General features: G+C 65.9%; 8 protein-coding genes. 4 read left to right on the top strand and 4 right to left on the bottom strand.

Annotated features, from left to right (window positions below; translation table 11 throughout):
* Nucleotides 1–173: 173 nt before the first annotated feature.
* The 3 genes from rpoH to fghA form a co-directional block, all read right to left on the bottom strand.
* Nucleotides 174–1,058: an RNA polymerase sigma factor RpoH gene (gene rpoH / locus ACFWP0_RS03105; protein WP_377839577.1), complete on the bottom strand. Its 885-nt coding sequence runs from the start codon at nt 1,056–1,058 to the stop codon at nt 174–176.
* A 173-nt stretch (nt 1,059–1,231) separates the two neighbouring features.
* Complete coding sequence (locus ACFWP0_RS03100; RefSeq protein ID WP_377839576.1) at nt 1,232–1,921, bottom strand: hypothetical protein; 690 nt, start codon at nt 1,919–1,921, stop codon at nt 1,232–1,234.
* 96 nt (nt 1,922–2,017) lie between these two features.
* On the bottom strand, nt 2,018–2,884 hold the full coding sequence (gene fghA, locus ACFWP0_RS03095) for an S-formylglutathione hydrolase (protein ID WP_377839575.1): 867 nt from the start codon (nt 2,882–2,884) through the stop codon (nt 2,018–2,020).
* Nucleotides 2,885–3,112: 228 nt separating this feature from the next.
* Between fghA and ACFWP0_RS03090 the strand changes: the two genes are divergently transcribed.
* The 4 genes from ACFWP0_RS03090 (at nt 3,113) to ACFWP0_RS03075 (ending at nt 11,293) form a co-directional block, all read left to right on the top strand.
* Entirely contained in the window at nt 3,113–3,850 is a 738-nt protein-coding gene (locus ACFWP0_RS03090; protein ID WP_377839573.1) for a hypothetical protein, read from the top strand.
* A gap of 401 nt (nt 3,851–4,251) precedes the next feature.
* Nucleotides 4,252–8,991 (top strand): glutamate synthase-related protein, encoded by a 4,740-nt coding sequence (locus tag ACFWP0_RS03085; protein ID WP_377839572.1) that lies wholly within the window; start codon nt 4,252–4,254, stop codon nt 8,989–8,991.
* Between the two features lie 8 nt (nt 8,992–8,999).
* Nucleotides 9,000–10,466 carry a glutamate synthase subunit beta gene (locus tag ACFWP0_RS03080; RefSeq protein ID WP_377839571.1) on the top strand — a complete coding sequence of 489 codons (1,467 nt, stop codon included), beginning with the start codon at nt 9,000–9,002 and terminating at the stop codon, nt 10,464–10,466.
* Between the two features lie 188 nt (nt 10,467–10,654).
* Nucleotides 10,655–11,293, top strand: coding sequence for an OmpW family protein (locus tag ACFWP0_RS03075; protein WP_377839569.1), 639 nt, complete (start codon nt 10,655–10,657; stop codon nt 11,291–11,293).
* Here ACFWP0_RS03075 and ACFWP0_RS03070 read toward each other — a convergent pair.
* Nucleotides 11,290–12,153: a LysR substrate-binding domain-containing protein gene (locus tag ACFWP0_RS03070; protein ID WP_377839568.1), complete on the bottom strand. Its 864-nt coding sequence runs from the start codon at nt 12,151–12,153 to the stop codon at nt 11,290–11,292. The two genes, ACFWP0_RS03075 and ACFWP0_RS03070, sit on opposite strands and share 4 nt — an antisense overlap.
* Nucleotides 12,154–12,198 lie beyond the last annotated feature (45 nt).

Here is a 12,198-nt window from a genome sequence, read left to right as displayed (position 1 = left end):
CTGCTAACCGAAGTTCGCGGTCTACATGAAGTTAGGCGGTGCGATCCCCATTAAGTTTCTTGGAATCGCGAAATTTCCGGGGGAATTTGTATCAATTTATTGGCTGCCGCCATGCCGCAAGCCGGCAAAAGAAAAGGGCCGCGACAGCGGCCCTTTGCATGGTCGGCAACGAATCACGAAGCAAGGTTGCCGCGCATCTTCTTCAGCGCGGCCGCTTCGATCTGGCGGATACGCTCGGCCGACACGCCGAATTCCTGCGCCAGCTCGTGCAGGGTGGCGCCGCCGTCGTCCTGCAGCCAGCGGGCTTCGACGATGCGGCGCGAACGGGCGTCCAGCGCCTGCAGCGCGTCGGTCAGGCCCGAGCTTTGCAGTTGGTCGCGCGCGGCGCGTTCCAGCACGCGGGTCGGTTCCTGGCGGCCTTCGTCGGACAGGTAGGCGATCGGCGCATAGCTGTCGTCGTCGTCGTCCTGGTTTTCCAGCGACATTTCGCGGCCCGACATGCGGACTTCCATCTCGCTCACGTCTTCGCGGCGCACGTTCAGCTCGCGGGCGATGTGATCGACCTGGTCCGGGTCCAGGGTCTGGCCGTCGGGGCGCATGCTGCGCAGGTTGAAGAACAGCTTGCGCTGGGCCTTGGTGGTGGCCACCTTGACCAGGCGCCAGTTGCGGATGATGTATTCGTGGATCTCGGCCTTGATCCAGTGGACGGCGAACGACACCAGGCGCACGCCGCGCTCCGGGTCGAAACGCTTCACGGCCTTCATCAGGCCGACGTTGCCTTCCTGGATGAGGTCGGCGTGGGGCAGGCCATAACCCAGGTACTGGCGGGCCACCGACACCACCAGGCGCAGGTGCGACAGAATCAGTTCGCGCGCGGCGCCCAGGTCTTCCTGGTCGCGCAGGCGGCGGCCAAGTTCAGTTTCACGTTCCGCGGACAGGACCGGCAGGCGGTTCACCGAGGAAATGTAAGCGTCGATCGTACCGAGGGCGCCCGGATTGGCAATGGCCAACGCCAGGGCGTTGCCGGAAGCGGCCAACGAGGTACTGGGTTGCTTCATAGCGGGGTTCTCCGGATGGCGAAGGGATAACGACATGGATTCGATGTTAGCACTCTGGTAATTGGAGTGCTAATTCGACTATTGCGGCGCGTCAAAGTTTCCTTTTTTATAATACGTCCCTATTTATTTTCCCAGCGGCGCCGGGGAAACACCGCCCTGCGGGGCCGGTCGCCTCACCAGCCCAGGCGCTTGAGCCCTTCGGCGGTAGCCGCGCCGTCCGGACGGATGAAGAGTGCGCCCCGGGGGTCCAGGAAGACCTGGTAGCTGGCGCCGTCAAAGAGCGGCATGTAGGCGCCGCTGCCGAACTGGACGTCGACAAACGGGAACCAGTTGGGAAAGCTCTTCTTCAGGGAACCCAGGTCCGGCGCCGGCCAATCGTCCAGCGCATGCACGGAGCGCGTAGCCGTGGCTTCGCGCGCCGCGTCGCTGTATCGGCCGGACAGGCGCTCAAGCCGGTAAAGGGGCGGCACGCCCGCCATCAGCGCGGGCAATTTCCAGCGGACGACGCGCGCGTCGATCTGCCACTGGTCTCCGTACAGCACATATTGCTTGAGTCCGATGCCCGGCGCGCTGGCGTTCACCTCGAACTGGCCCTCGGCCTGCTGGCGGATGTCGATGCGGGCGACGGGCTCGTCGGCGGTGAGGCGGAAGAACTGCACCAGAGACAGCGCCAGCAGCCCGGACACGCACCCCAGGCACACCAGCATCAGCCCGCACAGGCGGCGCACGGGCCGGAACTGGAACAGGCGGCGGCCGCGCTCGTCGCGCGGGCCGCCCCGGCCCAGCAGCATGACGATCCCGGGCAGCAGGACGACGACGGCGCCCAGCAGTATCCAGACGAAGGGAGCAATTCCGTTGATCAAATCAGGCTTTCCTATTGAGACCGCCGCGGATGGCAGCCCGGCGCGCACGGCGCCACGTGCCTGCCGCGGCAGGCTCCCCAGTATAGAAGCGGGCCCTCAAGCGGCCGGTTTTCCAAGCCGCTCGACGTGAAACCGGATGTGATCCTCGACGAATGTCGAGATGAAGTAATAGCCGTGGTCGTAACCCGCCTGGCGGCGAAGGACGAGGGGCTGGTCCGCCGCGGCGCAGGCGGCCTCGAACACCTCGGGATACAACTGCTCCGCCAGGAATTGGTCGGCGTCGCCCTGGTCGATGAGAATGCCGCCCGGAAACGGCTGCTTCAGGCCGCGCATCAGGGCGGACGCGTCATAGGCGGCCCAGTCCTGGGCGTCGTCGCCCAGGTAGGCGCCGAACGCCTTCTTGCCCCACGGGCACTGGCTGGGCGCCGCGATCGGCGCGAATGCCGAGACCGAGCGGAACTTGGCCGGATTGCGCAGGGCCAGCACCAGGGCGCCATGCCCGCCCATGGAGTGGCCGAAGATGCCGGTGCGCAGCGCGTCGCCCGGCAGGGCGTCGCCCGTGACGATGCCGTGCAGCTCCTGCGTCACGTAGCTGTACATGCGGTAGTGATCGCGCCAGACCGGCGTGGTGGCGTCCAGGTAAAAGCCGGCCCCGGTGCCGAGGTCCCAGCTTTCTTCCTCGCCGGGCACGGCGGCGCCGCGCGGGCTGGTGTCGGGCGCGACCAGCATGACGCCGAGCTCGGCCGCCAGCCGCTGGGCGCCCGCCTTGATCATGAAGGTCTCTTCCGTGCAGGTCAGGCCCGCCAGATAGATCAGCACCGGCACCGGGCCCTGCTCGGCCTGGGGCGGAACATAGATCGAGAACCGCATGGGCAGGCCGATTTCCGCCGACTCGTGCCGGTAGTAGCGCTGCGAACCGCCAAAGCAGCGATGCTGGGAAATGAGTTCCAGGGCGACAGCCATTGGCGTTCTCCGGTCGGGGGTGAAAAAGCGTCGGCGGGTTAGGGTATATCCACGGTACGACGTTCCGTCGCCGAATGTTAACCTGCCCTTCATTGGGCGCTCGCGACAAAAAAAAGCAAGTTCGTGCCCATATTGTGATCACGGGACTTGACCAGCGCCCACCGTGGCACTATTTATATACCGTGAGCGAAGACAACCCGTTCTTCCAGATACGCAAGCCCTGACACTATGGCCCGTCTGCCCCGTCTGTATGCCCCCGGGCTGCCCCAACTGGTGCAGGCCAACTTCATTCAGCCCCTGGCGGCCGCATCGCAGCCCGCGCCCGCCGACATCCTGAATCAACTGGCCACCTGGCTGGGCGAATCCGCCCAACGCCATCGCGTGTCGGTCCATGGATGGCTGCTTGCCAACGACCGCATCCTGCTGCTGGCCACGCCGGCGGATGAAGAAGGGCTGCCCAGGCTGATGCAGACGCTGGGCCGCAACCTGGCGGCGCGCCTGCGCGGCGGCCGGGTGTTCGCGGGCCGCTACCGTTCGGCCTTGCTGGAGCCGGGCGCCTGGGTGCTGCCGGCGCTGGTCTGGCTGGAAACCTACCCCGTGCGCAGCGGCGCATCGCAAGACCCCGATTCCTGGCCGTGGTCCTCCGCGTCCAGCCATACCGGCAACACGACGGCGGCGCCTGCCCAATGGCAGTCCGATCACGCCGACTACTGGGCCTGCGGCAACACGCCGTTCGACCGCCAGGCCAATTACCGCAAGCGCCTGCAAGACGGCCTGTCCCGCGAGGAAACGCAGCGCATCGACCAGGCCGTCTCCGGCCAATGGGCGCTGGGCGGCGCAAACTTCATTGCCAGCCTAGCCCACACGGCCAGCCGGCGCGTGGCTCCCGGCCAGCGCGGCCGTCCGCGCAAGAAGCCGGCGGCCCCGGCCGACACCGAACCGACCTCGACTCCCACGACTTCCTGATCCCCGAACCCGCCGCCATGGCGGGTTCTGTTTTGCAGCCCCCGGTCCCATCCCCGCAAGCCGTCTGCGCGACGCTTGCGCCATTTGCCGTGCGCCGCGTTGTGCACATTTCGCGACACCCGGCATGATGCGGAAGTCGCGGAATGGGCAGATTAAAAGGGGACATATAAAGCAAAAAACCAGGATTTCGAGTTGCCTTGGCAATCCCTGATCCACCCCTCTTCGCGCAGGGCCAATAACGGCGCGGATGTTGTTATGTCCCTATATTTATGCCCTATGATGGAGCATCGAAATAAATAGGGTCATACCCTGTTTGTTCTTATTGCACCCTACTTGCGGCGGGGGTATTGTCCGTCTCCTGCACTGCAACATTACGACGCAGGCTCACTGCGGAGCGCGCCATGCCCCAAATTACCCCGATCGAATCCTGTCCCACCCCCAAGGCGACCCCCATCGATGCCAGCCGCATCGGCTTGCCCGCGGCCCAGGGCCTGTACCACCCCAAGAACGAACATGACGCCTGCGGCGTCGGTTTTGTTGCGCACATCAAGGGCAAGAAAAGCCACGCGATCATCCAGCAGGGCCTGAAGATCCTGGAAAACCTGGACCACCGCGGCGCAGTCGGCGCGGACAAGCTCATGGGCGACGGCGCGGGCATCCTGATCCAGATCCCGGACACGCTCTACCGCGACGAACTGAGCCAGCAAGGCATCATCCTGCCGCCTCCAGGCGAATACGGCGTGGCCATGGTGTTCCTGCCCAAGGAAACCGCGTCGCGCCTGGCCTGTGAGCAGGAACTCGAACGCTCCGTGCGCGCCGAAGGCCAGGTGGTGCTGGGCTGGCGCAATGTGCCGGTGGACGTCGACATGCCCATGTCGCCCACCGTTCGCGACTGCGAGCCCGTGATCCGCCAGCTGTTCATCGGCCGCGGCGCCGACGTGATGGTGCCGGACGCGCTGGAACGCAAGCTGTACGTGATCCGCAAGACCGCCAGCCACGCCATCCAGAACATGCATCTGGCCCACGGCAAGGAATACTTCGTGCCCTCGGCCTCGGTGCGCACCGTGGTCTACAAGGGCCTGCTGCTGGCCGACCAGGTCGGCCGCTACTACCGCGACCTGGCCGACACCCGCACGGTGTCCGCGCTGGCGCTGGTGCACCAGCGCTTCTCGACCAACACCTTCCCCGCCTGGCCGCTGGCCCACCCGTACCGCATGATCGCCCACAACGGCGAGATCAACACGGTCAAGGGCAACTTCAACTGGCTGCGCGCCCGCGAAGGGATGATGCAGTCGGCCGTGCTGGGCGACGACCTGAAAAAGCTGTACCCGATCGTCTATGAAGGCCAGTCCGACACAGCGACGTTCGACAATTGCCTGGAACTGCTGGTGAACTCGGGCTATTCGCTGGCCCACGCCATGATGATGATGATCCCGGAAGCCTGGGAACAGCACACGCAGATGGACGAGAGCCGCCGCGCCTTCTACGAGTACCACGCCGCCATGATGGAGCCGTGGGACGGCCCCGCCGCGGTCGCGTTCACCGACGGCCGCCAGATCGGCGCCACGCTGGACCGCAACGGTCTGCGTCCCGCCCGTTACCTGGTCACCGATGACGACATGGTCATCCTGGCCTCGGAAGCCGGCACGCTGTCGATCCCCGAAAACCGCATCGTCAAGAAGTGGCGCCTGCAGCCGGGCAAGATGTTCCTGATCGACCTGGAACAGGGCCGCATCATCGACGACGCCGAGATCAAGCTGCAGCTGGCCAACAGCCGTCCGTACCGCCAGTGGATCGAGCGCCTGCAGATCAAGCTGGAATCGCTGCCCGCTCCGCGCCAGGTCGCCGTGGCCACGCAGTCCGCCGTGTCGCTGCTGGATCGCCAGCAGGCCTTCGGCTGGACCCAGGAAGACTACAAGTTCATCCTGGAGCCCATGGCCTCGACGGGCGAGGAAGTCATCGGCTCGATGGGCAACGACGCCCCGCTGGCCGTGCTGTCGGACCGCGCCAAGCCGTTCTACAACTACTTCCGCCAGTTGTTCGCGCAGGTCACCAACCCGCCCATCGACCCCATCCGCGAACAGCTGGTGATGTCGCTGGTGTCCTTCATCGGCCCCAAGCCGAACCTGCTGGACATCAACAACGTCAATCCGCCGCTGCGCCTGGAAGTCTCCCAGCCGGTGCTGGACTTCGCCGCCATGGCGCAGATCCGCGACATCGAGCAGGTCACGGGCAAGAAATTCCGCAGCTTTGAGCTGGACATCACGTATCCCGCCGCCTGGGGCCCCGAGGGCATCGAGGCCCGCGTGGCCGCGCTGTGCGCGCGCGCCGTCGACGCGGTGCAAAGCGGCTACAACATCCTGATCGTGTCGGACCGCCTGGTCGACAGCGAGCGCGTGGCCATCCCCGCCCTGCTGGCCACCTCCGCCGTTCACCAGCACCTGATCCGCGCCGGCCTGCGCACCAACACCGGCCTGGTCGTGGAAACCGGCTCGGCGCGCGAAGTCCACCACTTCGCGCTGCTGGGCGGCTACGGCGCCGAAGCCATTCACCCCTACCTGGCGCTGGAATCGCTGGGCAAGCTGAATGACCCCGAAAAGGCCGTGAAGAACTTCATCAAGGCGATCGGCAAGGGCTTGAACAAGGTCATGTCCAAGATGGGCATTTCCACCTACATGTCCTACACCGGCGCGCAGATCTTCGAAGCCGTGGGCCTGCAGAGCGCCCTGGTGAACAAGTACTTCACCGGCACCTCGTCCAACATCGAAGGCATCGGCATCTTCCAGGTCGCCGAAGAAGCGCTGCGCCAGCACCGCGCCGCCTTCAGCACCGACCCGGTGCTGGCCAACGACCTGGACGCCGGCGGCGAATACGCCTATCGCGTCCGCGGCGAAGAGCACATGTGGACGCCGGATTCAATCGCCAAGCTGCAGCATGCCTCGCGCGCCAACAACTACCGCACGTACAAGGAGTACGCGCAGATCATCAACGACCAGAGCCGTCGCCACATGACCTTGCGCGGCCTGTTCGAATTCCGCTTCGATCCGTCGCGCGCCATCCCGCTGGACGACGTCGAGTCGGCCAAGGACATCGTCAAGCGCTTCGCCACCGGCGCCATGTCGCTGGGCTCCATCTCGACCGAGGCGCACTCGGTGCTGGCCGTGGCCATGAACCGCATCGGCGGCAAGTCCAACACCGGCGAAGGCGGCGAGGACGAGCTGCGCTACCGCGCCGAAATGCGCGAAGGCAAGAGCACCATCAAGGACGGCGACACGCTGGCCTCGGTGCTGGGCACGGACCGCATCGAAGCCGACGTCGAACTGAAGAAGGGCGATTCGCTGCGTTCGAAGATCAAGCAGGTGGCCTCGGGCCGTTTCGGCGTGACCGCCGAGTACCTGTCGTCCGCCGACCAGATCCAGATCAAGATGGCTCAGGGCGCCAAGCCCGGCGAGGGCGGCCAGCTGCCCGGCCACAAGGTGTCGGAATACATCGCCAAGCTGCGCTATTCGGTGCCGGGCGTGGGCCTGATCTCGCCCCCGCCGCACCATGACATCTACTCGATCGAAGACCTGGCCCAGCTGATCCACGACCTGAAGAACGTGAATTCCAAGGCCTCGGTGTCGGTCAAGCTGGTGTCCGAAGTGGGCGTGGGCACGGTGGCCGCGGGCGTGGCCAAGGCCAAGGCCGACCACGTCGTGATCGCCGGCCATGACGGCGGCACGGGCGCGTCCCCGGTGTCGTCCATCAAGCACGTGGGCACGCCTTGGGAACTGGGCCTGGCCGAAACGCAGCAGACGCTGGTGCTCAACCGCCTGCGCAGCCGCATTCGCGTGCAGGCCGACGGCCAGATGAAGACCGGCCGCGACGTCGTCATCGGCGCGCTGCTGGGCGCCGACGAATTCGGCTTCGCCACCGCGCCGCTGGTCGTGGAAGGCTGCATCATGATGCGCAAGTGCCACCTGAACACCTGCCCGGTGGGCGTGGCCACGCAAGACCCCGTCCTGCGCAAGAAATTCCAGGGCAAGCCCGAGCACGTCGTGAACTTCTTCTTCTTCATCGCCGAGGAAGTCCGCGAGATCATGGCCCAGCTGGGCATCCGCAAGTTCGACGACCTGATCGGCCGCGCCGACCTGCTGGACATGCGTTCGGGCGTGGAGCACTGGAAGGCGCAAGGGCTGGACTTCGCCCGCGTGTTCCATCAAACGCAGTCGGATGCCGACGTGCGCCAGACCGAAGAGCAGGACCATGGCCTTGCCGGCGCGCTGGATCATCAATTGATCGAACGCAGCAAGCCCGCGCTCGAGCGCGGCGAGAAGGTCTCGTTCATCGTTCCGGTGCGCAACCGCAACCGCACGATCGGCGCCATGCTGTCGGGCGCCGTGGCTTCGCGCTACGGCCATGACGGCCTGCCGGACGACACCATCCACATCCAGTGCAACGGCACCGCGGGCCAGAGCTTCGGCGCGTTCCTGGCGCACGGCATCACGATGGACCTGGTGGGCGAAGGCAACGACTACGTAGGCAAGGGCTTGTCCGGCGGCCGCATCATCGTGCGCTCGCCCAACGACTTCCGCGGCTTTGGCCCCGACCACATCATTGCCGGCAACACCGTGCTGTACGGCGCGCTGGCGGGCGAGGCGTTCTTCAACGGCGTGGCCGGCGAGCGCTTCGCCGTGCGCAATTCGGGCGCCGCCACGGTGGTGGAAGGCACGGGCGACCACGGTTGCGAATACATGACCGGCGGCACCGTCGTGGTGCTGGGCGCCACGGGCCGCAACTTCGCGGCCGGCATGTCGGGCGGCGTGGCGTATGTCTGGGACCCCGAGCGCACGCTCAAGCACCGCGTCAACCTGTCCATGGTGGAACTGGAAGCCGTGGCGCCGCATGCCGAGCAGCAATCGCAGAACAACATCGACATCTGGCACAGCGCGCAGCGCGGCGGCGAACGCGAAACGGATGAATCCATCCTGCGCCGCCTGGTGGAGGATCACTTCCGCTACACCGGCAGCTATCGCGCCCGCGAGATCCTGGGCGACTGGGAAGCCTCGCGCGGCAAATTCGTAAAGGTCATGCCGACGGACTACCGCCGCGCATTGGGTGAAATGTGGCGTGCAGCCAACCCGCAACAACTGGCTGCGTGAGGAATACCATGGGAAAAGTTACCGGCTTTATGGAATTTCAGCGTCTGCAGGAGGCCTCCGAGGCCCCGCAGAAGCGGCTGAAGAACTGGCGCGAATTCGTGCTGCACCTGACCGACGACCAGGCCAAGCAGCAGGCGGCGCGCTGCATGGATTGCGGCATCCCGTTCTGCAACAACGGCTGCCCGGTCAACAACATCATCCCCGACTGGAATGACCTGGTGTACAAGCAGGACTGGCGCCGCGCGCTGGAAGTCCTGCATTCCACCAACAACTTCCCGGAGTTCACGGGCCGCATCTGCCCGGCGCCGTGTGAAGCCGCCTGTACCTTGAACATCAACAGCGACGCCGTGGGCATCAAGTCCATCGAGCACGCGATCATCGACAAGGGCTGGGCCGAAGGCTGGGTCGCGCCGCAAGTGCCGGCGCGCAAGACGGGCAAGAAGGTTGCGGTGGTGGGTTCCGGCCCCGCCGGCATGGCGTGCGCGCAGCAGCTGGCGCGCGCGGGCCACTCCGTGACCCTGTTTGAAAAGAGCGATCGCATCGGCGGCCTGCTGCGCTACGGCATCCCCGACTTCAAGCTGGAAAAGCACCAGATCGACCGCCGCATCTCGCAGATGGAAGCCGAAGGCGTGGAATTCGCGCCGTCGACCTACATCGGCAGCCCGAAGGACCCCGTGGCCGACGGCCTGACGGTGCGCACGCCGCAATCGCTATTGGCCGAATTCGACGCCGTGGTCATGAGCGGCGGTTCGGAAACGCCGCGCGACCTGCCGGTGCCGGGCCGCGAGCTCTCGGGCGTGTATTACGCCATGGACTTCCTGCGCCAGCAGAACAAGGCGGTCGCCGGCGACCGCCTTACCGACCAGACGCTGGCCAAGGGCAAGCATGTGGTGGTGATCGGCGGCGGCGACACGGGTTCCGACTGCGTGGGCACCAGCAACCGCCACGGCGCGGCCTCGGTCACGCAGTTCGAACTGATGCCCCAGCCGCCCGAGTCCGAGAACAAGACCATGACGTGGCCGTACTGGCCGCTGAAGATGCGCACCTCGTCGTCGCACGAAGAGGGCTGCGACCGCGATTGGTCCGTGACCACCAAGCTGCTCAAGGGCAGCAACGGCAAGGTCGAAAAGCTGATCGGCGCGCGCGTCGAATGGTTCAAGGACGACGCCACCGGCCAGATGAAGATGCGCGAAGTCGAAGGCTCGGAGTTCGAGATCAAGGCGGACCTGGTGCTCCTGGCCATGGGCTTCGTATCGCCGGTGCAGACCGTGCTTGACGCCTTCGGCGTCGACCGCGACGCCCGCGGCAACGTGCGCGCCAACACCGACGACTACCGCACCAGCGTGGAAAAGGTCTTCACCGCCGGCGACATGCGCCGCGGCCAGTCCCTGGTGGTCTGGGCCATCCGCGAAGGCCGCCAATGCGCGCGCTCGGTGGACGCCTACCTGATGGGCAGCAGCGAACTGCCGCGCTGATAACAGCCAGGCAAGCCACGCCGCCGAGCGCACGCGCGCCGGCGGCGTTTTCCTTTGGGGTCGCCCCGCCTGTTGCGGGATAACCACTTTTGGATTGCGGTCTTTTCACGATTTGACACACGTCAACCGGGCACTGCGGCAGGTCTGAGAACCTGTCCGCTCACCCCATGGAAAGATCGGAGAAGAAAATGTTTTCGCTGAACGGGCGCATCCGCGCCACCGCCATCGCCGGCCTGGTCGCCGCCGGCGCATTCGCCGCTCCCGCTCATGCCCACGAAGCGGGCGACGTGCTGTTCCGGGTCGGCGTGACGCAAGTCCGCCCCTCGTCCAACAACGGCTCGGTGCTTGACGGCGCCGTCAAGCTGGACGTGAACAACAACGTGCGTCCCAGCTTCACGCTGGCCTACATGGCCACGCGCAACATCGGTATCGAACTGCTGGGCGCCTGGCCGTTCCAGCACGACGTCAGCGGCAGCGGCCTGGGCAAGATCGGCTCCAGCAAGCAATTGCCCCCCACGCTGAGCCTGCAATGGCACATCCTGCCCGACAGCATGATCCAGCCGTACATCGGCGTGGGCATCAACTACACCCACTTCTTCGACACCAAGGCCGAAGGCGCGCTGAAGGGTTCGGACCTGAAGCTGAGCGATTCCTGGGGCGTCGCGGCGCAGCTGGGCGCGGACATCAAGATCAGTGAACGCTGGTTCATGAACGCCGACATCCGCTACATCGATATCAAGTCCAAGGTAAAGCTGGACGGCGAGCGCGTCGGCACGGCGCGGATCGACCCGTGGGTGGCGACGGTGGGCATCGGCTACCGCTTCTAACCTTGCAGCTTGCCCCGCAAGGCCTGCAGCGCCGGCGTATCGTCGTCGGCGCGCCAGACCAGCTGGGTCAGGGCCCGGCCATGAGGGCCGGACAGGGCGCCGACGCGCACCGACTGCTCCGCCCCCAGCACCGCCAGCACCGAGCGCGGCACGATGGCCACGCCAGACCCGGCGGCCACGCATGCCACGATGGCGTGATAGGACGCAAACTCCATCACCTTCGCCGGCGCGACGCCTTCCTGGTTCAGCCACGATTCCAGGATGCGCCGGTATGAGCACCCCGCCGCGAACGCGATGACGGTGCGCTCGCCCAGCTCCTTCGCGCTTCGAATCGGATCCCAGGCCATGGGCGAGATCAGCGCCAGTTCTTCCTTGAACGCGTCCATAGCCGCCAGCCCTTCGGCGGGAAACGGCTGCGCCACGAACGCGGCCTCGATCTCGTAGTTGCGCACCATGGCGGCCAGGGCGCCCGACGTGCCGGTGACCAGTTCGATGCGCACTTGCGGCCAGGCCGCGTGATAGGCCGCCAGGATGGGCGGCAGGCGCGCCGCCGCCGTGCTTTCCATGGTGCCGATGCGCAGCACGCCCTGCAGGGCGCCCTCGCGAACCGCGGCCTGCGCCTCGTCGGACAGGCGCAGCAGGCGGTCCGCATACGACAGCAGCACACGCCCCCGGTCCGACAGCACCAGCCGGCGGTTCTGGCGCCGGAAGAGCGGAGTGCCCAGCGAGGCCTCCAGTTGCTTCAAGCGGGTCGACACGTTGGACTGCACCCGGTTCAGGTGCGCGGCCGCGCGCGCCACGCCGCCCTGGTCGGCCACGGTCTTGAATATCTGCAGGGCATCGAGATCCAAGTTTCTCATTTCAGGAACTCACGTTCTTAATAATTCACTATTCAAGATATTAGT

The organism is Achromobacter sp. NPDC058515, assembly GCF_042721735.1.
GTDB lineage: Bacteria > Pseudomonadota > Gammaproteobacteria > Burkholderiales > Burkholderiaceae_B > Achromobacter.
Note: the sequence above shows the minus strand (reverse complement) of the source record. Positions and strands in the feature narration are given on the sequence as shown.

Coding starts and splice junctions, on each gene's coding strand:
- rpoH (WP_377839577.1), bottom strand. CDS start 1,058: ATGAAGCAACCCAGTACCTCGTTGGCCGCTTCCGGCAACGCCCTGGCG.
- fghA (WP_377839575.1), bottom strand. CDS start 2,884: ATGGCTGTCGCCCTGGAACTCATTTCCCAGCATCGCTGCTTTGGCGGT.
- ACFWP0_RS03090 (WP_377839573.1), top strand. CDS start 3,113: ATGGCCCGTCTGCCCCGTCTGTATGCCCCCGGGCTGCCCCAACTGGTG.
- ACFWP0_RS03085 (WP_377839572.1), top strand. CDS start 4,252: ATGCCCCAAATTACCCCGATCGAATCCTGTCCCACCCCCAAGGCGACC.
- ACFWP0_RS03080 (WP_377839571.1), top strand. CDS start 9,000: ATGGGAAAAGTTACCGGCTTTATGGAATTTCAGCGTCTGCAGGAGGCC.
- ACFWP0_RS03075 (WP_377839569.1), top strand. CDS start 10,655: ATGTTTTCGCTGAACGGGCGCATCCGCGCCACCGCCATCGCCGGCCTG.
- ACFWP0_RS03070 (WP_377839568.1), bottom strand. CDS start 12,153: ATGAGAAACTTGGATCTCGATGCCCTGCAGATATTCAAGACCGTGGCC.